This window comes from Falsiroseomonas bella (genome assembly GCF_003173615.1).
In the GTDB taxonomy this organism is placed as follows: Bacteria; Pseudomonadota; Alphaproteobacteria; order Acetobacterales; family Acetobacteraceae; genus Falsiroseomonas; species Falsiroseomonas bella.
The window spans coordinates 579,462-605,514 of sequence record NZ_QGNA01000004.1 but is presented as its reverse complement, the minus strand read 5'-3'; the positions used below and the strand labels follow the sequence as shown (position 1 = coordinate 605,514).

Genomic DNA, 26,053 nt, shown 5'->3' with positions numbered 1-26,053 from the left:
GTATAGGCGGGCCGGCCGGTGCGAAGAAGCCCGGTGCGGTCACCCCGACCGGCGGAACAGGTAGCTGTGGGAGAGGAAGCGTCCTGCCTCGCGCGTGGTCAGGTGGCTGTCGTCGCGCACTTCCAGCACCTGCAGGCCGGCCTCGGCGGCCAGCGCGAAGATCTCGGGCTGCGGCAGGGCGTGCATCTCCATCCCGCCCTCCGCCGGCCGCGCCAGGTACTCGGCCAGCACGAAGCGGTAGCCGCGGATGTAGGTCGGCACCTGGAACAGCGCGACGCCCCCCGGCGCGAGGCCGGCGAAGGCCTGGCGCAGGATGTGGCGCACCAGCGGCGGCGGATTGTGCTGCAGGACGAGGTGGCTGTACCAGATGTCCCACGGCCCGGGTGGCAGCAGCGCCTCGGTCCGCACCTGCCACCAGGCAATGCCTTCCACCCCGGCGCGCGCCGCCGCGTCCTTTGCGGCGGCCAGATGGCCGGGCGAGACGTCGCAGCCGGTCACCTGCGCGAAGCGCTGCGCCAGAGGCAGCGTCACGCGCCCCACGCCGCAGCCGAATTCCACCAGGCGCGGATGGCTGCCGGGCGTCACCCCGTGCCGCGCGAGCATGGCGGCGACGCCCTTCGCGCTCCCCTCGCCCGAGGCCATGAAGCTCGCCAGGTTGTCCGCCAGGCGCTCGCCGCGGAAGCGGTCGTCGGTGAGCACCGACCAGTGCGGCTCGGTCTCGCCCAGCGTGCTCCAGGCGCGGCCGATGCGATCGAGCAGCGCGGCGAGCTGCGCCGGTTCCGCCGCGCTCTCGATCTCCAGCGGCGGGATGTCGAGCGGCATCGGGCGCCAGCGCATCGGGTCGAATTGCGCGCGGCACTCGGCCGAGTCCATCACGCGCTGGCGCAGCTCCGCGATGGTGAGCGAGGCGGCGGCCATGCGTTCCGCCGTCTGCGGGCTCTCGACATCGCGCCCGAGCAGCCAGCGGTAGGCGGCGATGACATTCTGCGGTTCCGGCTTGCGATCCAGCCAGCGCGGGCGGCGCGGCCGGTCGCTCATGCCGGCAGCAGCGCCTCGGCGCAGGCATCCAGGATCGCGGCGGCATCGAGCCCGTACTCGCGATAGAGGTCGGGGATGTCGCCCGCCTGGCCGAAGCGGTCCACGCCGAGGGGGACCACGCGCTGCCCGCGCACCGCGCCGAGCCAGGCATGGGCGGCCGGGTGGCCGTCCAGCACGCCGACGATCGCAGCTTCCGCCGCGAGCGGCGCGAGCAGCGTCTCGATGTGCGACGGGCGCCGCGCCTGGCCGTTGCGCCGCGCGCGGCGCGCCGCGATCCAGTCGGCGTGCAGCCGGTCGGGCGAGGTGATCGCGAGCAGCCCGGCGCCGGGTTCCTCCGCGCGCAATTCCTCGAAGGCCTCCGCCGCCTCCGGCGCGACCGGTCCCTGATAGGCGATGGCGATCCGCGCGCCGTCCGCGGGCGGCACCACCCAGTAGCCGCCGGCGATCACCGCGGCGGGATCGAGGCTGCGCTCCGGCTGCGCCAGCGCGCGGGTGGACAGGCGCAGCCATACGGCCGAGCCGTCCGGCTTCTGCATGTGGTCGAAGGCGTGGCGCAGCAGGATCGCGAGCTCGTCGGCATGGGCGGGCTCGAAGCTCGCCAGCCGGTCGGCCGCCATGCCGATCAGCGGCGTGTTGACGCTCTGGTGCTGGCCGCCCTCGGGCGCGAGCGTCAGACCCGATGGCGTGCTCACCAGCAGGAAACGGGCATCCTGGTAGCAGGCGTAGATCAGCGCATCGAGGCCGCGATTGACGAAGGGATCGTACACCGTGCCGACCGGCAGAAGCCGTGCGCCATAGAGCTGATGCGACAGCCCCAAGGCCGAAAGAAGAAGAAACAGATTCTGCTCGGCGATTCCGAGTTCGATGTGCTGGCCTTCCGGCGCCATGCCCCAGCGCTGCGCACTCGCCAGCTTGGCATCCCGGAAAACGTCGTTCTTTTGGTGGCGGTCGAAGATCCCCCGCCGGTTCACCCAGGGGCCGAGATTGGTGCTGACCGTCACGTCCGGACTGGTGGTGACGATGCGGGCCGCGATCTCCGCCGCATCCCCGTGGCCGCGGCCAAGCTCCGCCAGGATCTCGCCGAAGGCCGCCTGGGTGGAGAGCTTTCTTCCGGCCGGCACGCGGGGCACGGCGAAGGAAGCAGGCACATGCACCGGCGGCGCGGAGAGGCGGCGGCCCTCGGATGCGAGCGGCGCGGCGAAGGGCGTGGCGTCGAGGAAGGCGCGCATCTCCGCCTCGGTCGCGTCGAGCCCCTCATGCGGGTCCCATTCATGGCCCTCGCGGATGCGCATGGCGGCACGGAAGCCGGCCATCTGCTCCTTCGTCATCAGCCCGGCATGGTTGTCCTTGTGCCCGGCGAAGGGCAGGCCCATGCCCTTGATGGTGTAGGCAATGAAGCAGGTGGGCTGGTCGCCCTCCGCATCCTGCGCGCGGAAGGCTTCCGTGAGCGTCTCGATGTCGTGGCCGCCCAGATTGGTCATCAACTCGGCCAGTTCGTCATCGGTCAGCGGGTCGATGATGGCGCGCACGCCGGGCACGCGACCGAGATCGGCCAGCACAGCGTTGCGCCAGGCGGCGCCGCCCTGGAAGGTGAGCGCCGCGTAGAGACTGTTCGGGCAATCGTCGATCCAGCGGCGCAGCGCGTCGCCGTCCGGCCGCGCGAAGGCGGCCTGCAGCTTCCTTCCGTATTTCAACGTGACGACGTTCCAGCCCATGTCGCGGAACAGCCCCTCGATCCGGCCGAAGAGGCGGTCGGGGACGACGCTGTCGAGGCTCTGGCGGTTGTAGTCCACCACCCACCAGACGTTCCGCACATCGTGCTTCCAGCCCTCCAGCAGGGCTTCGTAGATGTTCCCCTCGTCGAGCTCGGCATCGCCCACGATCGCGACATGCCGGCCCTTCGGCACGTCGGGCCGCGCCATGCCGTGCAGATGGACATAGTCCTGCACGAGCGAGCCGAAGGTGGTCAGTGCCACGCCGAGGCCGACGGAGCCGGTGGAGAAATCCACCTCCGCCCCGTCCTTCATGCGGGAGGGATAGGGCTGGATGCCGCCGAACTCGCGCAGCGTCGCGAGCTTCTCCTTCGTCTGGCGGCCCAGCAGGTAGTTGATCGCGTGGAACACCGGCCCGGCATGCGGCTTCACGGCCACGCGATCCGCGGGCCGCAGGATCTCGAAATACAGCGCCGCCATGATGGAGATGCAGGAGGCGCAGGAGGCCTGGTGGCCGCCGACCTTCAGACCGTCGCGGTTCGGGCGGATGTGGTTCGCATGGTGGATCATCCAGGCCGATAGCCAGAGCAGCTTGCGCTCCACCTGGTGCAGCAGGCGCAGCCGGCGCATCGGGTCCATGGCCTGCGCCGGCCTGATCGGCTTCTGCTCGGTCATCCCTGGATCTCCCGCCCGGCCGTTGTGGCCGCAGCATAGCCAAACCCGCGCCGGCGGCGAAGCCGTGCGCGGGTGGCGTGGGCAGGCCCTCCCGGCGGCGCAAGCCGACGGGGCATCGAGGATCAGAGCACGAAGTCGCTCGCCGTCAGGTTCCACACGCCGACCACGTTGATCTGCATGTCGGCCACCGCATCGCCGTTGACGTCGCAGTTCACCGTGGCGCCGAGCAGGCTGGAGGTGAGCCACAGATCGCCCGCGCTCTTGAAGAAGGCGCCGCTGCCGGTGAAGTTGAAGCCCTGGTTGCCGGCCACCGTGCTGTCGGCGTCGATCCAGGACAGGTCGATCCTGTCCTTGCCCTGCTCGAAGCCGTAGATGAAGTCGCGGCCGAAGGCGGCGTTGCTTTCGTTCAGCGACTGGTAGCTGAAGCTGTCGAAGCCGGCGTCGCCGTAGAGCTTGTCCTTGCCCAGGCCGCCATAGATCTTGTCGTCGCCGTTGCCGCCGCGGATCTCGTCGTTGCCGGCACCGCCCTGCATCAGGTCGTTGCCGTCGCCGCCCTGCATCGTGTCGTGGCCGTCGTCGCCATGCATGTTGTCGTTGCCGGCGCCGCCGTCCAGGTAGTCGTTGTCGCCGCCGCCCGTCAGGTAGTCGGCGTCGTTGTTGCCGTAGAGCGAGTCGTTGCCGGCCTCGCCGAACAGGCTGTCGATGCCGTTGCCGCCGGAGGCGTAGTCGTTACCGGTGCCGGTATAGAGCTGGTCGGCGCCGTCATTGCCGGTCAGCACGTCGTTGCCGTCCATGCCCTTGAGCAGGTCCGCGCCGGAGCCGCCGGTGATGCGGTTGGTCAGCGCGTTGCCGGTGCCCTGGAAGCCGCCGCTGCCGGTGAACATCAGCGATTCCACCTCGCTGCCGAGCGTGTAGCTGGCGAGCTTGGTCTTCACCAGGTCATTGCCGCCGCCGGCGGCCTCGATGACCTTGTCGGTCGCGTCGGTGACCACATAGATGTCATCGCCCGCGCCGCCATTCATCGTGTCGGCGCCCGCGCCGTCGAACAGCACGTCCTTGCCGTTCCCGCCGTAGAGCAGGTCGTTGCCGCCGCCGCCGTCCACGAGATCGTCGTTCTCCCCACCGTCGAGCGTGTCGTTGCCGCCGTGGCCGGAGAGCTTGTCGTTGCCGATGCCGCCATAGGCCTTGTCGTTGCCGTGCTCGCCCCACAGCACGTCGTTGCCGTCCTCGCCATGGAGCACGTCGTTCGCCAGGCCGCCCTTCACCGTGTCGGCGCCCGCACCGCCTTTCAGCGTGTCGTGCATGTCGCTGCCGGTGATGGCGTTGTTCTCGGCGTTGCCGATGATGGTGACGCCCGCGTCGACGAAGCCCTCCTCGAAGCTGTTGTTCGTCGTCTCCCAGGTGTTGCTGAAGAAGCCCCAGTAGTAGACGTTGCCAACGCTGAGGTTCTCGACGTTGACCGGGATCGTGTAGGTGGCCTTGCTCCAGAGGTCGATCTTTATCGTGTCGATGCCCTCGCCGCCGTACTCGACCACGCTGACCGAGGCGTCCATGCCCTTGATCAGGTAGATGTCGTTGTCCTTGCCGCCATAGGCGGTGCCCGACACGTCGTAGAAGTCGAACAGGTCATTCCCGATGTCGCCATACACCGTGGAAGGGCCGCATTCGGTGGACTCATCGAACGGCCCGCCGAGCATGTCCTCCGACTCGAAGACGTCGTTGCCGGCGCCGAGATAGACGAGGTTGGTCCCCTCGCCGGCGAAGACGGTGTCGTTGCCCTTGCCCATCTGGATGATGAGGTCGTCGTCATAGGGCTGGCCGTAGAAGTTGTCGTTGTCGTCGCCGAAATTGATGCTGACGGTCGCCATCGGAGGTCTCCCAGATCGGATCGGCCCGGAACATCCCGTGCCTGTGGGAGACGTTTTCGCCGCGCGACCTTGCGCGCGGATTGTGCGCCCGTATCCGTCGCTGCGGGCTGCGTTTCAGTTGTTTCCGCCGCGCGAAATGCGCGCGAAAGGCTAGACGAAGCCCTTGGCCAGCTTCCGCACGGCCGAGGACGCCGCGCGCTTGCCCTCGCCCGCATAGTCCTCGTGGTAATCCTCGATCTTCGCGGGGTCGTAGAGGTAGTTCACCATCATCCCCGCACTCTCGCGCCAGCCCTTCTCGCTGACGTCGCCGCGCGGGTTGAGCCGCTCCACCCGCGCGCCGTTGGAGAGGTGGAAATGCGCCACCGGGTCGCGCGCGCGCTTCGCGTCGCGGCCGCTCTCGGCCAGCAGGTAACGCGCGCAGGCGCGCAGCAGCAGGGGATCGAGCGCCTTGGCCACCGCCTCCTCCCGCGCCGCGATCCGGCGCGAGAGCACGCGCGCCAGCGTCTGCACCGGCGTCTCGCCCGCCGGCGGGCGCGGCGCGACCACGGCGCCGTCGCTGGCCGGCGCGGGCAGCGCGAGGTCGGGCGGCAGCGCCGTGCGCAGCGCAAGCGCCTCCTCCTCGTTGATCAGCGCGACATCGGCGGCGGCGATCCGCTCATCCAGCCAGCGGCGGAAGCCCGGGATGGGCGAGAGGGTCGCGAAGGCCTTGAGGTTGCCGAACTCGGCCGAGAGCAGCGCGACCACACGCTTGATCAGGAAATTGCCGAAGCTGATCCCATCCAGGCCACGCTGGCAGTTGTTGATGGAGTAGAAGATCGCCGTGTCGGCCTTGCGCGGGTCCTGCAGCGGCGCCTTCTCGTCCAGCAGCGCCTGCACGTTGTCCGCGAGCCCCTTCACCAGCGCGACCTCCACGAAGATCAGCGGCTCCTCCGGCATGCGGGGGTGGAAGAAGGCATAGCAGCGCCGGTCGGAATCCAGCCGGTTCTTCAGGTCGCGCCAGGTGCGGATGCGGTGCACCGCCTCGTAGCCCACCAGCTTCTCGAGCAGCGAGGCGGGAGAGGACCAGTCGATCGCCCGCAGCTCCAGGAAGCCCACGTCGAACCAGGCGGCGAGCAGCGTGCGGAAATCGGTCTCCAGCGCCTCCAGCATCGGCTCGCCCTTCACGCGGGCGAGCAGGTCGGCGCGCAGGTTCACCACGAACTTCACGCCATCGGGGATCGCGGTGAACTGGGTCAGCAGGCGCAGCCGCGGCGGCTCCAACGTGCGGCGCAGACGCGCCTTGGCCGCGGCGCGCTCGGCCGGGTCGGTCGCGGCGGCCACCTTCTCCCAGGCGGCGCGAACGGCCTCGGGGTCGGAATCGAAGGCGGCCAGGGCGCGCAGGAAGTCCCCGCGCCCGCCATGGTCGGCCGCCAGATAGGCCTCGGCGAGGCCGGCCGCGCGGGACCGGGCGGAGACCTCGCCCCCGCGCGCCTCCAGGCAGGCCCGCATCCGGGCGGCGAAATCCGCCTCGGCGCCGACCGGCGCGGTGCCGGCCATGTCGCGCCACAGCGAGGTGACGCGGCGCAGCGCGCGGTCGAGGAGGCCGGTCGAGATGGCCAGGTCCGACATCACGGATCCTTTCCGCGTGTTTCAGACAGATGGTGGCAGAAAGGAGGCGATCAATCGAGCCAATAGGTTGCGATGGCGTGAGCGATCACGGAACCGAGGTCCTCGGCCAGCATCCCCGGCCCGGCGCGCCGCGCGGCCTCGCCATGCACATGCACCGCCGCGGCGGCGGCCTCGAAGGGCGGCATGCCCTGCGCCAGCAACCCGGCGACGATCCCGGCCAGCACGTCACCGGTGCCGCCGGTGGCGAGCCAGGGCGGCGCGTTGTCGTTGATGGCGAGCCGCCCATCCGGCGCGGCGATGAGCGTATCCGCCCCCTTCAGCACCAGCACGGCGCCGGTCGCCGCCGCGGCGGCGCGGACCGCGCCCGGCCGATCGGCGCCCGGCGGGCCGAAGACGGCGGAGAACTCGCCGGCATGGGGGGTCAGCACGGCGCAGCCGGCGAGCGCGGCAGGATCGCCGGCCGCGGCGCGCAGCGCACCGGCATCCGCCACCACTTGCCTGCCGGCGGACACCGTCTCCCGCAGCAGCGCGCGCGTCCCCTCGTCGGGCGGCAGGCCGGGGCCGATGACCCAAGTGCCGATGCGGACATCGGCGAGCAGCGCGGCGCGATCCTCTGCGACGATCACGCCTGGATCGCCGGCGCGCAGCACCGCGGCCGTCGCGGCATCCGGCGCGGCGACGCTGAGCAGCCCCGCCCCGGCGCGCCGCGCCCCCGTGGCGACCAGCCTCGCCGCGCCCGTCATGCCCTTGCCGGCCGCGACGGCCACATGGCCCCGCGCATATTTGTGGCTGGCCGCGCCGGGGCGGAGGATGCGCCAGAGCCACGGCCCGTTGCGCCAGGCGCGTGGACCGATGGCCGGCAGCACGGAGGCGGGCAGGCCAATATCGGCCAGGACCGTCTCGCCGCAGAGGGCGCGCCCTGGATACAGCAGGTGCCCAGGCTTGCGGCGGAAGAAGGTGACGGTCAGCGCGGCGTTCGGCGCGAACCCAATGACCTCCCCCGTCGCGCCATCCACGCCGGAGGGCACGTCCACCGCCACCAGCGGGCATCGCACGGCGCCGAGCACGTCGGCCGCCAACCCATCCACCGGCTTGGACAGGCCGGCGCCAAACACCGCATCCACCACGAGCCCGGCACGCGCCGCTTCGGCCGCCGAAAAGGGCACCACCGGCCCACGCCAGCGCGCAGCGGCCAGCGCCGCATCGCCGCCAGGCCGCGGCAGAGCCAGCGGCGCCACCACCACAGGCCAGCCCGCCTGCTCCAGCAGCCGCGCCGCGACCCAGCCGTCGCCCCCATTGTTGCCGGGCCCGGCCAGCACCAGCGTCCGCACCGGCCGGAAGCGCCGCATCGCCGCCCGCGCCACCGCCCGCCCCGCGGCCTCCATCAGCACGACGCCGGGCACGCCGCCGGCGATCGCCGCCGTGTCGGCGCGCGCCATCTCAGCCGGGGTGAGCAGTTCCTCCACGCGGGCGAGGCTAGAGCAGCGGCAGGGCGGGAGGAACTGCCGCGCGGTTCCGCCGAACGGGCACAGGCCACTTGATAGTATAGATTCGTTAAATACAATTGTTTCGAAAGAACGCCGGGCCGGTGTCGAAGAATCTTACATTGCGCGCGACAGCGGAATACGGCCACGCCGGCAACCACAACCGTTACGAGAAGTTCGCCCACCGCAAACAGCCAGGACGACTCAAAGCGACCCGCGGGGCAATCTGCCCGCCAGCCCCTGTCCTGTCTTTTTCACCTCGTCGTGCAGCATGAATGCATCATTAATGATCATGATGTCGTATTTCTTTACAATGCAAGGCCGCGCTCGCCGCACGATGTGACAACGTATTGATTGTCGTGCTGATTTTTCTTTCGCGGTCGCTGGCATGTCTTTTGCTGTCTGAGCCGCGGAGCGAGCATGGCGCTCGCCCGTGTCGGAGGGCCAAGGATGAAGAAGTCATCTCTCTTGGGGATCGCGGCTGCAGCGCTGCTCGGCGTCGGGCAGGCGCAGGCTGGCAGCTTCGACTTCACGACGCTCGGGGCTGAGAACACTGCGCTCGCGACGAGCGTCGTGGTGGGTGGCGTGACGGCGGAAGGCTTCAACAACAACCTGAGCACGCCCGCCAACCTGTGGCTCCGGAACGTGACCAATGATCACGGCCTCGGGGTCTGCTCCGAGGGGGCCAGCGCCTGCCGCAGCGGCGGCGGGGACGTGAACGAGCTCGACAACGACGGCAGCAACGAGTTCATCCGCCTGACATTGCCCACGGGCGAGCTCTGGGAAACGCTTTGGGTTTCGTCGCTGGATGGCGGCGGCAGCGGCGGCAGCGAGGAAGGCCGGCTGCAGTGGAGCAACGACCCGACCTTCGGCTCGGTGATCGGCAGCGCCAATTTCGCCTACACCGGCGGCTCCGTGGAGAAGGAGATCCTCGCCTCCATCGCCGGCTTCGACACGTCGGCGAAGTATCTGCTCTTTTCACATCCGGGCAGCGTGGGTGACGACAACGACTACCTCGTCTGGAAAGGCACGACCGTGGCCGATCCGAACTTCATCCCGGCGCCCGAGCCGGCAAGCCTGACGCTGCTCGGAGCCGGCATCTTCGCCATGGGGCTCGCCCGCCGGCGTCGCCGCTGACTGACGACGATCGGGAAGGACGGTGCCGTTCTTCCCGGGCGGATCGCACCGCTTCCCGGGTTCCTGCGAGAAGGCAGCTGAACCCGGGGGCACTTGCGGCGCTTGCGCCGCATGCGGACGCTTCTCCTCGTCGCCTGCCTCCTCACACTCGGCGGCACCGCCGGCGCCCAGCTGCGATCCGGCCCGGACGCGCCGGCCGTCAGCAGCCAACTGCCGCCGTCCCTCCCGCCCGGGAACAGCCAGCCAGGGCCGGAAGGCGAGGTGCGGGCACCCGGCGTTGCGCCGGACCCGCGCGCCGGCGCCGGGATCCCTCGCCCGCCGGGTCCACCCTCGGGCCACGAAGTCCTTGGCGGCCCGCCCGTGCCCGGCGCGCGGCGCCCGGACCATTCCGAGGGCTTCTTCACCAATCGCGACGTCATCCCGCCCCGGGTCGGCGGTGCGCCGATGCAATCTGGCACGCCCCCCGCCGGCCGCTGAGCGGCACGGCGTGCCGGCGGCGTTTGGGCGGGCAGCCCCGCTGCTGCTAACTTCCGCACTGCACAACGACCGTGCGGAGTCGCGCCCATGGCTTTCGTCGTCGCCGTCGCCCAGCGGAAGGGCGGCGCAGGCAAGTCCACCCTGGCGGCCAACCTGGCCGCGGCCTTCGCCGGCCTCGGGGAGCGCGTGGCGCTGCTCGACACCGATCCGCAGAAGACGCTCAGCCACTGGCACCAAGCCCGCGGCCAGGCCGGCGGCCGCGCGACCGTGCTGGATTTCGAGGCGCCGGCCGGCTGGCGCGTGCCCGCCGCCTGCGACAAGCTGCGGCGCAGCCACGACGTGATCCTGCTCGACACCCCGCCGCATGACGACACCGACGCCCGCATCGCCATCCGCAGCGCCGACCTGGTGCTGGTGCCGCTGCAGCCCTCCCCGGCCGATCTCTGGGCCACCGGCGCGACGCTCGACCTCGCCAAGGCCGAGAAGCGGCCGGTCGCCGTGGCGCTGAACCGCGTGCCGGCGCAAGGCAGGCTGACGGCCGAGGTGGCGGCGGCGCTGCGCGGCAAGGGCGTCACGCTGCTCGATGCCACGCTCGGCAACCGCACCGGTTTCGCGCAGGCCTTCGCGGCCGGGCTCGGCGTGACGGAAGCCGCGCCGCGCTCGCTGGCGGCGGACGAGGTCCGCGCGCTGGCCGCAGCGCTTCGGGGCTTCCGGCGCCGATGAGCGGCAAGCCCGCCGCGCCCCCCGACATCGAGATCGTCGAGGACGCCTATCCCGAGCTCGACGCCGTCGCCGCCATCCAGCGCGGGCTGCACGCCTACAACCAGGAAATGGGCGGCGCCTATGACCGGGAGCCGGTGACGCTGCTGGCCCGCGCGCCCGATGGCGCGGTCCGTGGCGGGCTGCTCGGGCTGACCTTCTGGGGCTGGCTGTTCATCGACTGGCTCTGGCTCTCCCGCGAAATGCGCGGCCTCGGCCTGGGATCGGAGCTGCTGCGCCGCGCGGAGGACATCGCCCGCGCCCGCGGCTGCGCCCATGCCTACACGGACACCTTCAGCTTCCAGGCGCCGGATTTCTGGCAGCGGAACGGCTATGCGGAGTTCGGCCGGCTGGACGGGATGCCGGCGGGCCATTCCCGGCTCTGGTTCAGGAAGAGTCTGGTTTGATGCCTCAGTCGCCGGCGCGACCTCCGGTCACTTGGCTTGCGCGCCGCAGACATGGTGCGCCGGACGGAAAGGTCGGTCGCCGCGCGCGGCCGCTGCGCGGCCGAGGAGGTTCCGCCGCACATGCTGCGCCCGCCGCCTTCGCGGCGTAGAAGCGGGCGATGCCGAAACCAGAGTTGATACTGCACATCGGTCAGTCCAAGACCGGCACCTCCTCGATCCAGCGCGTGCTCGGCGCGCGGCGGGAGGCGCTGGGGAAGCTCGGCGTCTGCTATCCTCTCTCGCCTGGCTGGGCGAACCACGGCCTGCTGCCGGCCTCGCTGGTGCCGGTGCAGCGCCTCGGCCATTTCAATCCCGCGGTGTGGGAGGGCATGCCGCCCGCCGCGCGCCTCGCCCGGTTCCGCACCGACTTCGCGAGCGAACTCCACGCGCTGCCGGCCGATACGCGGCTGCTGCTGATCTCGGCCGAGCAGATGGGCGGGCTGCTCGACACGGAAGAGACGATCGGCGCGCTGCGCGACCTGCTCGCGCCGCATGTCGGGACCGTGCGCGTCGTGATGTATCTGCGCCGCCAGGACAGCCATTTCGCCTCCGGCTACACTCAGGCGCTGCGCGTCGGGCATGTCGCGCCCCCCGTCATGCCGGCGGCCGGGCCGGAGACGCTGCGCGCCTATGACTATGCCGCGCTGCTCGACCTCTGGGCGCGCGTCTTCGGGGAGGCGGCGGTGCAGCCGCGCATCTTCGAGCGCGAGAGCCTGCTGAACGGCGACGTCGTGGACGATTTCCTGTCGTTTTGCGGCATCCCGCTGGAGGTGCCGCCGGACGACCCCGACCGGCAGAGCAACCTCTCCCTCACCCCGGGCGGCATCGAGCTGGTGCGCGCCATGGCGGAGGCGATGGGCGGCAAACCCGACGGCGCCTCCGTGCTGTGGCGCCGCTTCGTGCAGCAGGCCAACGAGCACCTGCCCGGCCAGGGCTGGCGCCCCGATCCAGGGCAAGCCGCGGCTTTCCTCGCGCGCTTCCACGCGGTGAACGAGGCGGTGCGCCACCGCTGGTTCCCCGACCGTCCGACACTCTTCGCGCCGCCCTCGGCCGCGCCGGCCGCCGCACCGTCAGGCCCCCCGCCGATCGACCGCGGCGCCGCGCTGGACGCCGCCTGCGCGCTGATCCTGCGCGAGACGACCGCGGCGATGATGCGGGAGGCCGCGCAGCATGTGCAGATCGCCAAGCTGCGCGAGCGGCTGGGCGAGGCGGAAGGCGCCAAGGCCGCCTGGCGCGCCGCGCTCCGCGCCGACCCCACACAACCCCAGGCCCAGGCGCGGCTGGCCGAGCTGGCGCTCGAGGCCGGCGACCGTGCGGGCGCCGAGGGCCATCTGGCGGCCCTGCGAAAGGCGCATCCGGAGCATCCGCTGACGCAGCGCCTGGCGAAGCTTCTAGCCAAGGTGGCGGGCTGACGCAGGCTACCGCCGCCACCCCCGGCGGCATCTCCTGCCAACCGACGATAGGCCGCTGTTTTGGCCGGTTTTGGCAAAGGTGCTCGATGGTGTCGTGGCGTAGCCGGCGCCGAAGGCGATCAGCGCCACGGCGATCTGCCGGACGCGGCTGAGCGGGGCGAGCAGATGCGTTCCCGTCTGGCGCTCACGGTCGGTCGCGTTCACGCCCCGCGTGTCAGGCAGTGAGAGTGCGGCGATCACAGATCAGCCAGGCGTCTATCGTCTCTGCCGGCCATAATGGCGAGGCAGGCCCGGCCATCTTCACGTTGCCCCAAACGCCAGCATGCGTGCCGCTGCGCTGCGCAACGCCGTAGACCGCATAGGAAAGCTCGACGGCCGACCCGGCCAACGGCGCGGATGCCAGCGTAATGGTGATGGTGGTCCCGCTGACATCCACGCCGCTGATCGTCCGCTTGACGCCTGCGACGTAGACGCGGAAGCCATAGCTCTCGGCGGCCTCGATCATGCTGGTGTCGATTGACAGCGCACCGCCTGCGTACGGCTGGTTCGTGGTCACGGTGATGGTCGCACCGGTGATGCTGGCGCCGATGATTCGCAGAGGCTCCCAGGCTTGGCCCAGGTCCAGCACGCGATGCTTCACGTAGCCCTCGACCTCGCCGATCTTAGCGTAGCCGTAGGCACTGTGATGAATGGTATCGATCAGCGGGAAGGGATATCTCGGCCCGGTCAGGTAGGCGCGGGTCGGGTGGTCGAGGACGAAGTCCAGCTGCCTGAACCAGTTGGAGCCGTGCGGCAGGCCGGGCTCGATGATGCTGGTCGCGCTGTTGGTCGTGTTCGGCTGGTCGAGAAAAATGCGCAGCGCCTGCGTTGTCGTGCCGGGCAGATCCAGCGCGTCGTAGGACGCCATCATGTTCTGAAGCTCGTCATAGTAGTCGATCCGACGAACTCCGGCGACACCGTGCGTCCAACCCACCGCGACGAACCGGCACGTCATCCCGTAGGCCGCAGCGACTGCCGGCAGCGCGCCCATGATGGCGACGCCGGAAGCCCACGGCGCGGAACCCGGCGCCAGCCAGAAGCCGCCATTGTTGCGCCACGTGGCAGCGCCGAAGCCGTGCACGAAGTGCACGATCGGCGTCACCTGCATGCGCGCGCGCCGACGCAGCAGCTGCCGCACCTGCGCCGCCGTGGTGCCGATCTGATCGGTGTAGTTGCCGGCCGACGGGTATTCGCGGCCCCGGATGTCGCTGGCACCGGTGGTGCCGGCATCGCCGCGCTCCACGAAGGCGCCGGCCTGGTTCAGCACCTGCAGAACGGACCAGCGATCCGCAGTGCCGATGAAGGGCCGGCCTGCTGTATCGGTCGGGGTGTAAACGCGCCAGGACTGGCCGTTGCCGATCTCCACATCCAGCACGTCGGAGGTATCCAGCACGTGGCCACTGGTCGGCCGGTCGCCGCGGGCGCGGAACGCAAAGGCGCCGCCCCGTTGATCGGACCAGTAGCGGAGCGATCCGTCGGGCAGTCGGCGCGACGACCAGACGGTGCCTTCGGCGCCGCGCGCAATGACCTCGGCAGGATCGATCGCCACCCCGTCATCCGGGCCACCGCCACCGAGCGCCTGGATCATCTGCGCCAGGGTCGCGCCGCGGGGCGCGCGCTGCTCGCGGCGCGGCGCGTATCCCGCGGAAGGGGAGACCGAAGCCGAAACGGCACGCGGCAACTTGCTCCAAGGGCCAGTCATCTCGCTCACCCTCGTGCAGGAGGGTGGCGAAGGGAATACCGATGCTCACCATGTCCGGCTGTCGCTGGCGGTGGCGCATCTGGCAAAGGCTGGCAAACGTCAGAAAGAAACAACGAATATCAACGCCGAACGCCGAGATTGACCTCCCGCCACCAGATGAACAGCCCCGCGCCCACCAGCACCGCGAAGCCCAGCAGGTCCACCACGCCCGGAACCTCGCCCCAGATCAGCGCGCCCATCGCCATGGTCCAGATCAGCCCGGCATATTCGAAGGGCGCCAGCAGCGTCGTCTCGCCGCGGCGATAGGCCTCCGTCATCAGCAGCTGCGCCAGCGCCGAGACGGCGCCGATGCCGATCAGCAGCAGCCACTGCTTGCCGTCCGGCGTCACCCAGACCGGGATGGTCGCGATGCCGGAGACCAGCGCGGCGCCGACGGCGAACCAGACCACGATCGTCACGCCGGGCTCGCCCGCCTCGCCCAGGCGGCGGATGCTCATCATCGCCAGCGCCCAGCCGAGGCCGCCGAGCAGCGCGAGCAGCACGGGGATCAGCGGCAGCGCCTCCGCCGCCGCGCCGGGCCGCGCCACCAGCACCACGCCGAGGAAGCCGACCACCACCGCGCTCCAGCGCCGCCAGCCCACGCGCTCGCGCAGGATCACGACCGAGAGCGCGGTCAGGAACAGCGGCATGGTGAAGCCGAGCACCGTCGCGGTGGCCAGCGGCAGCCAGGTGTAGGCCGCGAACGCGCCGACCATGCCCGTCAGGCCGAACAGCGTGCGCAGCGCATGCATCCCCGGCGCCCGCGGGCGCAGCATCTCCCACCCGCCGGAGCGTGCGACCAGCAGCAGCAGGAAGGGCAGCGCGAACAGGTTGCGCGCCAGGATCACCTGCGCCAGCGGGATGGCGCCGCCCAGCTCCTTCACCGCCGCCGCCGCGAGCGCGAAGGTGGCGGACGCTGCGAGGACGAGAAGGATGGCGCGCTGCCGCGCCTTCGCGACACCGGCGGAATCGGGAGGGGTCATGGACGATCCTGGACCCCGAGGCTAGTTTCCGCCGGGCATGAACGCCAGCCCGCCCCGCCATCGCCTGGCACCGCCGATCGCGCCAGCGCCGGGCCTCGCGGTGGAGGCGGACGAGATCGTGTTCGCCGGCCGCTTCGCGATGCAGCGCGTCCGCTTCCGCTACACGCGCTTCGACGGAAGCCTGTCGGGCCCGCTCACCTGGGAGTTATGGCGCCGCGGCCGCGGTGTGCTGGTGCTGCCCTACGATCCTGCCCGCGACGCCGTCGCGCTGATCGAGCAGTTCCGCCTGCCCGCCCATGCCGCGGGCCTCTCGCCCGTGCAGACCGAGCTGCCGGCCGGGCTGCTGAATCCCGAGGAAGATCCGGCCGAGGCCGGCCTGCGCGAGCTGCGCGAGGAGACCGGTCTGGACGCCACCGCCGTTGCCTCCATCGGCCGCTTCATGCTGATGCCCGGCGGCTGCGACGAGGTGCTGCACTGCTTCTGCGCGCGCGTCGCGCTGGACGATGCCGCGGGCCGCACCCACGGCCTGGATCACGAGCATGAGGAGACGCGCGTCGTCGTGGTGCCGTCCGAGGACGCCTTCGCCATGGTCGCCGCGAACCGCGTGGACGGCGCGCCGACCGCGCTCGCGCTGATGTGGCTGCAACTGAACCGCGCGCGGCTGCGCGCCGAATGGAATTGACGATGCCTGCGACCGAACCGCTCTTCGCCGAGGATTCCTATCTGCGCGACTGCACCGCCCGCGTGATCGCGGTGGAGGAGAAGGGCGTCCTCCTCGACCGCACCGTGATGTATGCCCGCAGCGGCGGCCAGCCCGGCGATGCCGGCACGCTGCGCTGGCAGGGCGGCGAGGCGACGGTCGCCGAGGCGATCAAGGGCGAGGAGGGCGCGATCCTGCACGGCCTCGCCCCCGGCAGCGCCGCGCCGCCGGTCGGCGCCGAGGTGCAGGTCGCGATCGACTGGGCGCGGCGGCACCGCCACATGCGCATGCACACCACCATGCACCTGCTGTGCTCCGTGCTGCCCGGCATCTACGCCACCGGCAACCAGATCGGCATGGACAAGTCGCGCCTCGACTTCGACCTGCCGGAGCCGCCGGCGAAGGAGTGGTTCACCGAGAAGCTGAACGCGCTGGTCGCCGCCGACCATCCCGTCGGCTTCACCTGGATCACCGAAGCCGAGCTGGATGCCAACCCGACGCTGGTGCGCACCCTCTCCGTGCAGCCGCCCAAGGGCGCGGGCCGCGTGCGCCTGGTGCGGATCGGGCCGGAGGGCGCGCCGGTGGACCTGCAGCCCTGCGGCGGCACGCATGTGCGCTCCACCGGCGAGATCGGGCGAGTCGAGGTGACCAAGCTCGAGAGCAAGGGCCGGCAGAACCGGCGCATTCATTTCATCCTGCCGGAGTGAGCACGATGGAGCATCTGGTATCCACCGACTGGCTGGCGGCGGAACTCGGCAAGCCCGACCTCGTCGTGCTGGACTGCACGAAATACCTGCCGAACGAGGCGCCGCTGGACGGGCTGACCGAGTTCCGCAAGGCGCATATCCCCGGCGCGCGCTTCGCCGATCTCGACCAGCTGGCCGACATCGAGGATCCGCTGCCGCACATGGTGCCGACACCCGCGCGGTTTGCGCGGGTCGTTGGCGCGCTCGGCATCTCCAACGGCATGCGCGTCGTCGCCTACGACCAGAAGGGCCTGCAATCCTCGCCGCGCATCTGGTGGCTGATGCGGCTCTTCGGGCATGAGGCCGTGGCGGTGCTGGATGGCGGGCTGCCGAAATGGAAGGCGGAGGGCCGCGCGCTGGAGAGCGGCGAGCCTGCCGCCGCCGCGCCCGCGACCTTCGTGCCGGACCTGATCGCGCGCCGCCTCGCCGGCATCGGCGACGTGAAGCGCATCGTCAGGCAAGGCGGCGGCGAGGCGCTGATCCTCGACGCCCGGAGCAAGGGCCGCTTCGACGGCACGGCGCCGGAGCCGCGGCCGGGGCTTTCCTCCGGCCATATGCCCGGCGCGGCCTCCCTGCCCTTCACGGAACTGCTGAACGCCGACGGCACGATGAAGGACGCGGCCGCGATCCGCGCGCTGTTCGAGGCGCGCGGCGCCGACGATGCGCGCCCCCTCGTCACCTCCTGCGGCACCGGCGTCACCGCCTGCGTGCTGGCGCTCGGCGCGGTGCGCGCCGGGCTTCCCGAGCCCGCCGTCTATGACGGTTCCTGGACCGAATGGGCCTCGCGGCCCGAAACGCCGAAGGCCACCGCCTGATGGACCCTGACGACCGCCGCTTCGCCACGCGGCTGACCCATCTGGCGCGGCCGGGCGTGCGCAGCCACGGCTTCGTCAATCCGCCGGTGCATCGCGGCTCCACCGTGCTGCAGCCCTCCTGCCAGGCGCGCATCGACAATTCCAAGCGCCGCTTCGAGCGGGTGATGACCTACGGCACCCAGGGCGGACCCACGCATTACGCACTGGAGGACGTGGTCGCCGAGATCGAGGGCGGCACGCATTGCACCGTCGTCAGCACCGGGCTCGCCGCCGTCGCCGTGCCGCTGCTGGCGTTCCTGAAGGCCGGCGACCACTGCCTGATGCCGGACAGCGTCTATGGCCCGGCGCGCGGCCTGGCCGAGGGGCTGATGAAGGGCTGGGGGATAGAGACGAGTTTCTACGACCCGACGACGACCGCCGAGGCGCTGGCGCCTGCCTTCCGCCCGAACACCCGCGTCCTCTATCTCGAAAGCCCCGGCAGCCACACCTTCGAGATGCAGGACGTGCCGGCGCTGTCCGCGCTGGCGCATGCGCGCGACGCCGTCGCGATGATCGACAACACCTGGGGCATCCATCACTTCCAGCCCTTCGCGAAGGGCTGCGACGTCTCGATCCAGGCGCTGACCAAGTATGTCGGCGGCCATTCCGACATCCTGCTCGGCTCCGTCACGGTGAATTCCGAGGCGCACCACCTCAAGGTGCGCGGCGCGGCGAGCGCCATGGGTCACTACGCCAGCCCGGACGATTGCTGGCTCGCCTTGCGCGGCGCGCGGACCATGGCCGTGCGGCTGAAGCACCAGGAAGAAGCGGGGCTCGAGGTCGCACGCTGGCTGCAGGCGCGGCCCGAGGTCGCGCGCATCCTGCACCCTGCCCTGCCCGAGGATCCCGGCCACGCCATCTGGAAGCGCGACTTCACCGGCGCCTGCAGCCTGTTCGGCGTGGTGTTCCAGCCGCGCTACACGGAAGCCGACATCTTCCGCTTCGTGGACGGGCTGAAGCTGTTCGGCATCGGGGCATCCTGGGGTGGCTACGAGAGCCTCGCCCTGCCGACCAACCCCGGCATCACCCGCACCGCCACGGCTGCGCCGGGCAGCCAGGTGGTGCGCCTGCATGTCGGGCTCGAGGACGTGGCAGACCTGATCGCCGACCTGGACCAGGCGCTGGCGTTGCTCCGCTGACCCGACCGGAACCGATCAGTCCGCCGCCTCGCGGTCGGGCGATTCCATCTGGCCGCGGGGGGTGCCGCGGCGCCGGCTGCTCCTGCGAGCCGGCGGGGGCGCGGCCTCCGCAGCGGCGATGAAGGCCCCGACATCGCCGGCTGCGACCGCCTGGCCGAAGTCCCAGATCCGCTCGACATAGACGTCGAAGGCGGCCGTGCCCTTGGGCGTGAGCGCATAGGCGACGGTGCGCCGCTGGCGGAGCGCGCCCGTGACCACCTCCGCCTTCACCAGCCGGTTCATCACCAGGCGAACCGTCGGGCCGCTGTAGCCTGTCAGCGCGCAAAGCTCCTTGACGGTCAGCGCCGTGCCGGCGCGCTCATAGAGCAGGATGCCGACGTCGAGTGCGATTCCGCTGTGCTTGATGCCGTTCTCGTAGTCCAGGCGGCGGAGGGCCCGGATCAGCGCCAGCGCCCCGAGGCGGCGTTGAGCAATCGAGGAAGAGTCAGCCATCCCCTCCCGCTTGGGCCAGCGGGCCGGGCGGCTGCAAGAACATGTTCTTATTACGATCCGATACTCACGAAATTGTGATTTTACATTTTGTTTCTCTTGCTTTGTAAGATATCGTTAAAATATTGATTTCTCTACGTAACCTCGGCGCAGGCCGCGCAGCGCCCTTCCACCTCCACCGTCATCCGGACGGGCCGGAATCCGGCCGCACGCGCCGCCGAGGCCACCGCCTCGCTCACCCGCGAATCGCAGACCTCCGCCGTCGCGCCGCAGACGCTGCAGATCAGGAACTGGTGCGGGTGGTCATGACCGTGGCCGCAGGCGTGATGCGCCTCCGCCCCGGTGCAGCCGACGAAGGCGTTCAGCCGCTCCACGCGATGCACCAGGCCCTGCTGCCGCAGGAAATCCAGCGCCCGGTAGACGGTGGGCGGCGCCGCACCCGGCCGCTCCGCGCGAAGCTGGTCCAGCAGGGCGTAGGCGCCGATGGGATGTGGCGCGGCCAGGATCAGCCGCAGCACCTGCCGGCGCAGGTCGGTCAGTTGCGCGCCGCGGGCGGCGCAGGCCGCCGCCGCCTCGTCCAGCGTCGCCTCCACCGACTGCGTGCCTGCCATGATGCCGGCTTCGGCCATAAGCGGCATTCCCCTCTCGCTCGGCCGCGCCGTCGCGGCCCGGCCTTCACGCGCCGCCTTCGGCGCGCGATATGCGATATAGAGTAACGTCGCAGCGGACCCCTGAACATGGCTTCCGACGCCCCGGCCGATTCCGTGCCCGCCCTCCCCGATCCCGTTTCCCGCGCCCGCCTGGTCGACGCCGTGCGCTTCGACCGCGACGGCCTCGTCGCCTGCATCGCGCAGCAGCACGACACGGGCGAGGTGCTGATGATGGCGTGGATGAACCGCACCGCACTGGAGGAGACGCTCGCCACCGGCCGCGTCACCTACTGGTCCCGCTCCCGCGCGGCGCTGTGGCGCAAGGGGGAGACATCGGGGCAGGTGCAGCGCCTGATCGACCTCAGGCTCGACTGCGACGGCGACACACTGCTCGCGCTGGTGGACCAGACCGGCGTCGCCTGCCACACCGGGCGGCGCAGTTGCTTCTACCGTGCGATGCGCGGCGACGCGCTGGTCGCGCTGACCGAGCCCGAGGCGGACCCGGCGGAGCTCTACGGCCGATGAGCGCCGCGGGGGGAGGCGCCGCGCCGGTCCCGCTGACCGTCCTCACCGGCTTCCTCGGCGCCGGCAAGACCACCCTGCTCAACGCCCTGCTCGGCCGGGCGGAGATGGCCGACACCGCCGTGCTGATCAACGAATTCGGCGAGATCGGCCTCGATCACCTGCTGGTCGAGACGCTGGACGGGGAGGCGGTGCTGCTGAATGCCGGCTGCCTCTGCTGCACCGTCCGCGGCGACCTGCTGCGTGCGCTCGAAGGGCTGTGGGATCGCATCCTCGCCGGGCGGCCCATCCGCCGCGTCATCGTGGAGACCACGGGCCTCGCCGATCCCGCGCCGATCCTTGCGACCCTGATGGCCGATCCGCGCCTTGGGCTCCGCTTCGTCCTCGACGGAGTCGTGACGGTGGTGGATGCGCAGGCCGGCGCGGCGACGCTGGATGCGCAGGAGGAAGCGGTGCGGCAGGCGGCCGTCGCCGACCGCATCGTGCTGAGCAAGACCGACCTCGCCGCGCCGGAGGCGACGGAGCAACTGGAAGCCCGGCTGCGGGCGCTGAACCCGGTGGCGCCGATCCTGCGCGCGGTCGGGGGTGCGGTGGCGCCGGAGGCGATCCTCGGCGCCGGCCCCTTCGACCCCGCGGCCAAGGCGCCCGACGTCGCGCGCTGGGTCGGCGCCGCGGCGCCCGGCCATCACCATCACCACCACCATGATCATGACCCCAACCGGCACGACGCCCGCATCCGCGCCCTCTGCCTCGACTACGACGCGCCGCTGCCCTGGGACGGGCTCGCCGGCTTTCTCGAGATGTTGGGGATGACCCGCGGCGCATCGCTGCTGCGGGTGAAGGGCGTGCTCGACCTCGCGGGCGAATCGCAGCCCGTCGTCGTGCATGGCGTGCAGGGGCAGTTCCACCCGCCGCGCCGCCTGGCCGCGTGGCCGCCCGGCGAGACGCGACGATCGCGCCTTGTCTTCATCCTGCGCGACCTCGACCCGAAGGTCGTTCGGGATGGGCTCGGCGCCTTTCTCGCCGCCGGCGCGGCGCGTTGACAGCCACGACGCCCCGCGCAACCTTCCGGCTTGACCGCCTCCACGGATGAGCGGACAGGATTCCGGCATGGACATCATCGAGAGCACGGCCGGCACGGCCAAGGTGGCCGGCCTCCGCGGTCGCCTCGATACCGCAACGGCCCCGGCGGCCGAGACCCGGCTGCTGGAAATGCTGGCCGACGGCGGAAGCGTGGTGGTGGACCTCGCCGAGGTCCACTACGTGTCCTCGGCAGGCCTGCGCGTGCTGCTCAAGGCGGCCAAGATGGCACGCGTCGCCGGCGGCGGCTTCGCCGTCGCCGCGCCCCAGCCTTCCGTGCGGGAGGTGCTGGAGATCAGCGGCTTCGACAAGATCCTGGAGATCCACGCGACCCGGGACGCGGCCGCAGCCTCCTTCGGCTGAAGGCGCAGCCGCGTCATCGCGCCGCGGCGCTGAGCTTCACCCAGAGGATCAGCGCGCAGAGCGGCACGGTCACGATGTTGGCCGCCACCAGCCCCCAGGACCCCACCAGCGCACCATAGGCGAACCACAGCGAGTTCCCGACCACCAGCAACACGATCAGGCCGAGATTGACGTCCCGCGCCGAGCGCGTCCGCCAGGTCTGCAGCGCCTGTGGCACGAAGGCCGAGGTCGTCAGCACGCCGGCCAGAAGACCGATAAGCTCCACCGGATCCACGCGACGGTCCCCTTTCCCCGCATCGGGCGGCTGCCTATGCATCGGCCGATGTCGGACGTCCATCTGCGCTTCGAGACCCTGTCCGGGCCGGCGCTCCTGCCGCTGCTGCCGGACCTGGCGCGGCTGCGCATCGCCGTGTTCCGCGAGTGGCCCTATCTCTACGAGGGCGACGAGGCCTATGAGCGCGGCTACCTGCGCCACTATGCGGAGGACGCGGGTGCGGCGGTCGTGGTCTGCCGCGACGGGGACGCGGTGGTGGGGGCGGCGACCTGCGCGCCGATGGCGACCAGCCACCGCCAGGTCCGGGACGCCTTCGTCGTGGCCGGGCTGGACCCCGCGGGATTCTGTTATCTCGGCGAATCGGTGCTGCTCGCCCGCTATCGCGGCCAGGGCGCGGGGGTGCGCTTTTTCACCGACCGCGAGGCCCATGCCCGAAGCCTCGGCCTGCGCCGCACCGCCTTCTGCGGCGTCCTGCGCGACGCCGCCGATCCGCGCCGTCCGGCCGGCTACGTCCCGCTCGACGCTTTCTGGCGGCGCCGCGGCTACACGCCGCGGCCCGACCTGACCGTCACCTTCGACTGGAAGGAGATCGGAGCGGCGGCGGAGACGCCGCACACCCTCTCCTTCTGGCTGAAGGAGCTCGACGCATGAGCGCCCCGCCGGCACGGCCGCTGCGGCTCGGCCTGCTGCAATACCCGGTGGAGCGGCCCGCCGACATCGCGGAGTTCGGCGCCAAGCTCGACCGCTGGATCGCCGAGGCGGCGCCACGCGCCGACCTGCTCGTGCTGCCCGAATATGCCTGCGTCGAGCTCGGCGCGGCCCTGGTCGGCCGCCCCGATCATGGCCCCGCGCCGCCAGCGGCGACCGACGAGCCGACCGAACTCGCCGCCATGGTCGCGCATGCGCCCGAGATCCTGGCCGAGATGCGCGCGGCCGCGATGCGCGCCGGCACCTGGCTGCTGGCCGGCACGCTGCCGATGCAGGATGGCGGGCGGGTGGTGGCGCGGGCGCCGCTGATCGCCCCCGATGGCCGCCTCGCCTTCCAGGAGAAGCGGATGATGACCCGCTTCGAGACCGAGCGCTGGGGCATCGAATCCGGCGCGCCGCCGCGCGTCTTCGACACGCCCTGGGGCCGGCTCGGCATCGCCATATGCTACGACGTGGAATTCCCCAAGCTCGTGCGGGTGCAGGTGGAGGCCGGCGCCTGGCTGATCCTGTCGCCTTCCTGCACGGACACGCTGCACGGCTTCACCCGCGTGCGCGTCTCCGCCGCGGCGCGCGCGATCGAGAACCAGTGCTACGTCGCCTGCACGCCGACCGTGGGCAAGGCGCCCTGGTCCGCCGCGCTCGACGTCAATCGCGGCCATGCCGCGGTGTTCGGCCCGGCCGATCGCGGCTTCCCGGAGGATGGCGTGCTGGCGGCCGGGCGGCTGGATGCGGCGGAATGGGTGTTCTGCGACCTCGATCCCGCCCGGCTCGACGCGGTGCGCGAGCACGGCGCCGTGCGCAACCACCGCGACTGGCCCAGGCGCCCCGTCCCGCCGCCGGAGCCCGCGGAGTTCGCATGACCGACGCGCCCCTGATCTACATCGTGGCCGGCGAGGCGTCGGGCGATGCGCTCGGCGCGCGGCTTGTCGCGGCGCTCAGGGCGCGCGAGCCGGGCCTCCGCTTCGCCGGCATCGGCGGCGACCTGCTCGCCGCGCAGGGCATGGCCAGCCTGTTCCCGATGCGCGAGCTGGCGCTGATGGGCCTGCTGGAGGTGCTGCCCAACATCCGCAACGTCGCGCGGCGCCTGAGCGAGACCGCGGCCGACATCGCCGCCCGCCGCCCCGCCGCGATCGTCACCATCGACAGCCCGGGCTTCACCATGCGCCTGGCGGAGCGGGTGCAGCCCCTCGGCATCCCGGTGATCCACTACGTCGCGCCGCAGATCTGGGCCTGGCGGCCGGGGCGCGTGCGCAAGATGCGGGAGCGCGTGGCCCGCGTTCTCTGCCTGCTGCCCTTCGAGCCGGTGATCTTCGACAATGCGGGCATCCCGGCAACCTTCGTAGGCCATCCCGTGCTGGAAAGCGGCGCCGATGGCGGCGACGCCGCGCGCTTCCGTGCCGCGCACAGCCTGTCGCCGGAAGAACGGCCACTGCTGGTCATGCCGGGCAGCCGGCGGATGGAGGTGCAGCGCCTGCTGCCGCTGTTCGGCGCGACGCTCGGCCTGCTGGCGCAGCGCGTGCCGGGGCTGCGGCCCGTTGTTGCGGTCTCGCCCCTGGTGGCGGAGGCGGTGCGGGCGGGCGTGGCCGGCTGGCCCGGCGCGCCGATCCTGGTCGAGACGCTGGATGCCAAGCACGACGCCTTCGCCGCCGTCGCGGCGGCCGGCAGCGTCGGCCTGATCAAGTCCGGCACGTCGAGCCTGGAGATGGCCGTCGCCGGCGTGCCGCATGTCATCGCCTACCGGATCAACCCGGTCACCGCCTGGATCGTGGAGCGGCTGGCCCGCGTACCCTTCGCAAGCCTCGTGAACCTGCTGTCGGAGCGGGAGGTCGCGCCGGAATTCCTGCAGCGATTCGCGACGCCGGAGGCGATCGCCGCCGCGCTGGAACGCCTGCTGACGGAACCATCAGTCGCAGCCGCGCAGCGCGATGGCTTGCGCGCGGTGCTCGAGCGTTTGCATCCGCCAGGCCAGGCCCCGAGCGAGGCGGCGGCGGCCGCGGTCCTCGCCACGCTGCGGGCCAGTTGACGCCCCCGGCAACGGCGCGCCGTCCCGCCTGTCGGCGTTCTTTACAGGTCGCCGCCGAAGCCATGGTCCGATCCCGATGAGCCGGCTGCACCTCTCCGCATACGTGTGCAGGCAAGTTTTCATTCTCCCGATGGTAAGCCATGACTTCTTCAAATCATTGTTATACTCGCCTTCGGCGCAAGAGATCCTGTGATCGCCAACTATGGCCGGTTGCAGCATTGGAACCTGAGGCCGGCTGAGGCACCGCGAGAGATCACTGTAAGAATTGCCGACACCCCAGATCCTCAAGCAACTCATTGTAAAATACGCATTTTATCTGACGGCCACCGCCGCACCGCAAAAAATGGCGTGGCACGCATATTGAACCCCTCCCGTCGCGGCGCGGCCTTCAAGCGTGGCAACAGCATAGAGGGGACCTTGTGATGCAGAGATTCTTGACCGGCGCGGCCCTGGCAGTGGGGGTCGTGCTTGCCGGTTGGGCGACTGGCGCAAAGGCGAACATCGTCGTCACGACCGACAACATCGGCACGGGCAACAATGTCATCTTCAACGGCTGCACCGCCGACGCGGATGCCACGCCCGGCGACTTCGTCGTGCAGGGCTGCCTGAACACCAACAAGAACGCGATCATCGTGTTCACCGCGGACCAGCCGATCGAGGTCGCCGGCGGCGGACAGGCTGCGATCGAGGCGATCGGCTCGGGCTTCAGCAGCCTGACGATCGACTTCATCGTTCCGTCGGCCGCGGAGCTTCTCGCGCTCAATATCGACATCGCGGACGGCGAGAGCGGCTCCGTGACTTTCGACACCGACGTGACCGGCCCGAGCGCGGCCTTCACCCTCGACGATAACGGGGAGAACAAGTTCACGGTCAGCACGAACCCGCTGATCGCGTTCAGCCAGGTCAGCTTCACGACCAGCGGTTCGATCAACCTGCTGGTCGTCGACGTGAAGCAGGTGCGCATCGACCCGGGCTCGACCGGCCCCGATCCGATCCCGGTGCCGGAGCCGGCCTCCATGGCCCTGTTCGGGCTCGGGCTCCTGGGCCTCGCCAGCGCCACGCGGCTGCGGACGCGGCGCGCATCCCGCTGACGATCCCTGCCCCCGGCCCGGCCGGGGGCAGCCCC

Annotated in this window: 26 protein-coding genes; 15 read left to right on the top strand and 11 right to left on the bottom strand. The window is 71.0% G+C overall.

Translation table 11 applies throughout. The features are described 5' to 3' along the window. Positions 1 to 39 precede the first annotated feature (39 nt). The 5 genes from DFH01_RS19780 to DFH01_RS19760 all read right to left on the bottom strand — a co-directional run bounded on the left by DFH01_RS19780 (position 40) and on the right by DFH01_RS19760 (position 8,367). A complete protein-coding gene (locus DFH01_RS19780; RefSeq protein WP_109872184.1) occupies positions 40 to 1,038 on the bottom strand; it encodes a class I SAM-dependent methyltransferase in 999 nt (332 codons plus the stop codon). Beyond that, the gene (locus DFH01_RS19775) at positions 1,035 to 3,425 is read right to left on the bottom strand and encodes a 1-deoxy-D-xylulose-5-phosphate synthase N-terminal domain-containing protein (RefSeq protein WP_199231300.1); all 2,391 of its coding nucleotides are present in this window, start codon (positions 3,423 to 3,425) and stop codon (positions 1,035 to 1,037) included. Before DFH01_RS19775 ends, DFH01_RS19780 begins: the two co-directional genes overlap by 4 nt. 122 nt (positions 3,426 to 3,547) lie before the next feature. Further along, positions 3,548 to 5,293: a calcium-binding protein gene (locus DFH01_RS19770; protein WP_109872183.1), complete on the bottom strand. Its 1,746-nt coding sequence runs from the start codon at positions 5,291 to 5,293 to the stop codon at positions 3,548 to 3,550. Positions 5,294 to 5,443: 150 nt separating this feature from the next. Beyond that, positions 5,444 to 6,901 (bottom strand): malonyl-CoA decarboxylase, encoded by a 1,458-nt coding sequence (locus DFH01_RS19765; RefSeq protein ID WP_109872182.1) that lies wholly within the window; start codon positions 6,899 to 6,901, stop codon positions 5,444 to 5,446. Between the two features lie 50 nt (positions 6,902 to 6,951). Further along, the gene (locus tag DFH01_RS19760; RefSeq protein WP_269846271.1) at positions 6,952 to 8,367 is read right to left on the bottom strand and encodes an NAD(P)H-hydrate dehydratase; all 1,416 of its coding nucleotides are present in this window, start codon (positions 8,365 to 8,367) and stop codon (positions 6,952 to 6,954) included. A gap of 468 nt (positions 8,368 to 8,835) precedes the next feature. On the opposite strand from DFH01_RS19760, the gene DFH01_RS19755 reads away from it, so the two are divergent. The 4 genes from DFH01_RS19755 (at position 8,836) to DFH01_RS19735 (ending at position 12,616) form a co-directional block, all read left to right on the top strand. After that, positions 8,836 to 9,522: a PEP-CTERM sorting domain-containing protein gene (locus DFH01_RS19755; protein WP_158287832.1), complete on the top strand. Its 687-nt coding sequence runs from the start codon at positions 8,836 to 8,838 to the stop codon at positions 9,520 to 9,522. A gap of 564 nt (positions 9,523 to 10,086) precedes the next feature. Continuing rightward, positions 10,087 to 10,722: a ParA family partition ATPase gene (gene parA / locus DFH01_RS19745; protein ID WP_109872178.1), complete on the top strand. Its 636-nt coding sequence runs from the start codon at positions 10,087 to 10,089 to the stop codon at positions 10,720 to 10,722. Then, a complete protein-coding gene (locus tag DFH01_RS19740; RefSeq protein WP_109872177.1) occupies positions 10,719 to 11,165 on the top strand; it encodes a GNAT family N-acetyltransferase in 447 nt (148 codons plus the stop codon). The genes parA and DFH01_RS19740 overlap by 4 nt, the downstream gene beginning before the upstream one ends. Positions 11,166 to 11,323: 158 nt before the next feature. Then, positions 11,324 to 12,616: a tetratricopeptide repeat protein gene (locus DFH01_RS19735; RefSeq protein WP_146217098.1), complete on the top strand. Its 1,293-nt coding sequence runs from the start codon at positions 11,324 to 11,326 to the stop codon at positions 12,614 to 12,616. A gap of 6 nt (positions 12,617 to 12,622) precedes the next feature. Here the strand turns inward: DFH01_RS19735 and DFH01_RS28285 are convergent, their stop codons facing one another. The 3 genes from DFH01_RS28285 to DFH01_RS19725 form a co-directional block, all read right to left on the bottom strand. Further along, positions 12,623 to 12,820 (bottom strand): hypothetical protein, encoded by a 198-nt coding sequence (locus DFH01_RS28285; protein WP_158287831.1) that lies wholly within the window; start codon positions 12,818 to 12,820, stop codon positions 12,623 to 12,625. A gap of 10 nt (positions 12,821 to 12,830) precedes the next feature. Continuing rightward, a complete protein-coding gene (locus DFH01_RS19730; RefSeq protein ID WP_158287830.1) occupies positions 12,831 to 14,243 on the bottom strand; it encodes a SwmB domain-containing protein in 1,413 nt (470 codons plus the stop codon). Between the two features lie 233 nt (positions 14,244 to 14,476). Then, positions 14,477 to 15,379, bottom strand: a complete 903-nt coding sequence (locus tag DFH01_RS19725) for a DMT family transporter (RefSeq protein WP_109872174.1) — start codon at positions 15,377 to 15,379, stop codon at positions 14,477 to 14,479. A gap of 37 nt (positions 15,380 to 15,416) precedes the next feature. On the opposite strand from DFH01_RS19725, the gene DFH01_RS19720 reads away from it, so the two are divergent. Genes DFH01_RS19720 through metC form a run of 4 tightly spaced genes read left to right on the top strand, consistent with a single transcriptional unit; the run spans position 15,417 to position 18,818 of the window. Next, positions 15,417 to 16,061 carry an NUDIX domain-containing protein gene (locus DFH01_RS19720; protein WP_109872173.1) on the top strand — a complete coding sequence of 215 codons (645 nt, stop codon included), beginning with the start codon at positions 15,417 to 15,419 and terminating at the stop codon, positions 16,059 to 16,061. A gap of 2 nt (positions 16,062 to 16,063) precedes the next feature. Beyond that, positions 16,064 to 16,786 (top strand): alanyl-tRNA editing protein, encoded by a 723-nt coding sequence (locus DFH01_RS19715; RefSeq protein WP_109872172.1) that lies wholly within the window; start codon positions 16,064 to 16,066, stop codon positions 16,784 to 16,786. Positions 16,787 to 16,791: 5 nt separating this feature from the next. Beyond that, positions 16,792 to 17,640, top strand: a complete 849-nt coding sequence (locus DFH01_RS19710; RefSeq protein WP_109872171.1) for a sulfurtransferase — start codon at positions 16,792 to 16,794, stop codon at positions 17,638 to 17,640. After that, a complete protein-coding gene (gene metC / locus DFH01_RS19705; protein WP_109872408.1) occupies positions 17,640 to 18,818 on the top strand; it encodes a cystathionine beta-lyase in 1,179 nt (392 codons plus the stop codon). The genes DFH01_RS19710 and metC overlap by 1 nt, the downstream gene beginning before the upstream one ends. Before the next feature lie 15 nt (positions 18,819 to 18,833). Here metC and DFH01_RS19700 read toward each other — a convergent pair whose 3' ends face one another. Together DFH01_RS19700 and DFH01_RS19695 are read right to left on the bottom strand one after the other, a co-directional pair. Beyond that, positions 18,834 to 19,310 (bottom strand): winged helix DNA-binding protein, encoded by a 477-nt coding sequence (locus DFH01_RS19700; RefSeq protein ID WP_109872170.1) that lies wholly within the window; start codon positions 19,308 to 19,310, stop codon positions 18,834 to 18,836. A 131-nt stretch (positions 19,311 to 19,441) separates the two neighbouring features. Next, positions 19,442 to 19,936 carry a Fur family transcriptional regulator gene (locus DFH01_RS19695; RefSeq protein ID WP_233256191.1) on the bottom strand — a complete coding sequence of 165 codons (495 nt, stop codon included), beginning with the start codon at positions 19,934 to 19,936 and terminating at the stop codon, positions 19,442 to 19,444. Between the two features lie 108 nt (positions 19,937 to 20,044). Here DFH01_RS19695 and hisI point away from each other — a divergent pair, with 108 nt between their 5' ends. From hisI to DFH01_RS19680, 3 genes are all read left to right on the top strand, one after another. Beyond that, a complete protein-coding gene (gene hisI, locus DFH01_RS19690; RefSeq protein ID WP_109872168.1) occupies positions 20,045 to 20,482 on the top strand; it encodes a phosphoribosyl-AMP cyclohydrolase in 438 nt (145 codons plus the stop codon). After that, positions 20,479 to 21,522: a CobW family GTP-binding protein gene (locus tag DFH01_RS19685; RefSeq protein ID WP_109872167.1), complete on the top strand. Its 1,044-nt coding sequence runs from the start codon at positions 20,479 to 20,481 to the stop codon at positions 21,520 to 21,522. Before hisI ends, DFH01_RS19685 begins: the two co-directional genes overlap by 4 nt. 67 nt (positions 21,523 to 21,589) lie before the next feature. After that, positions 21,590 to 21,922: an STAS domain-containing protein gene (locus tag DFH01_RS19680; RefSeq protein ID WP_109872166.1), complete on the top strand. Its 333-nt coding sequence runs from the start codon at positions 21,590 to 21,592 to the stop codon at positions 21,920 to 21,922. A 13-nt stretch (positions 21,923 to 21,935) separates the two neighbouring features. On the opposite strand, the gene DFH01_RS19675 is transcribed toward DFH01_RS19680, so the two are convergent. After that, positions 21,936 to 22,238 (bottom strand): SemiSWEET family sugar transporter, encoded by a 303-nt coding sequence (locus tag DFH01_RS19675; RefSeq protein WP_109872165.1) that lies wholly within the window; start codon positions 22,236 to 22,238, stop codon positions 21,936 to 21,938. A 6-nt stretch (positions 22,239 to 22,244) separates the two neighbouring features. Between DFH01_RS19675 and DFH01_RS19670 the strand changes: the two genes are divergently transcribed. From DFH01_RS19670 to DFH01_RS28500, 4 genes are all read left to right on the top strand, one after another. Beyond that, entirely contained in the window at positions 22,245 to 22,847 is a 603-nt protein-coding gene (locus DFH01_RS19670; protein WP_109872407.1) for a GNAT family N-acetyltransferase, read from the top strand. Next, the gene (locus DFH01_RS19665; protein ID WP_109872164.1) at positions 22,844 to 23,764 is read left to right on the top strand and encodes a carbon-nitrogen hydrolase family protein; all 921 of its coding nucleotides are present in this window, start codon (positions 22,844 to 22,846) and stop codon (positions 23,762 to 23,764) included. Before DFH01_RS19670 ends, DFH01_RS19665 begins: the two co-directional genes overlap by 4 nt. After that, positions 23,761 to 24,927, top strand: coding sequence for a lipid-A-disaccharide synthase (lpxB, locus tag DFH01_RS19660; protein WP_109872163.1), 1,167 nt, complete (start codon positions 23,761 to 23,763; stop codon positions 24,925 to 24,927). The genes DFH01_RS19665 and lpxB overlap by 4 nt, the downstream gene beginning before the upstream one ends. A 434-nt stretch (positions 24,928 to 25,361) precedes the next feature. Then, positions 25,362 to 26,018, top strand: coding sequence for a PEP-CTERM sorting domain-containing protein (locus tag DFH01_RS28500; RefSeq protein WP_233256190.1), 657 nt, complete (start codon positions 25,362 to 25,364; stop codon positions 26,016 to 26,018). The last annotated feature ends 35 nt before the right edge of the window (positions 26,019 to 26,053 follow it).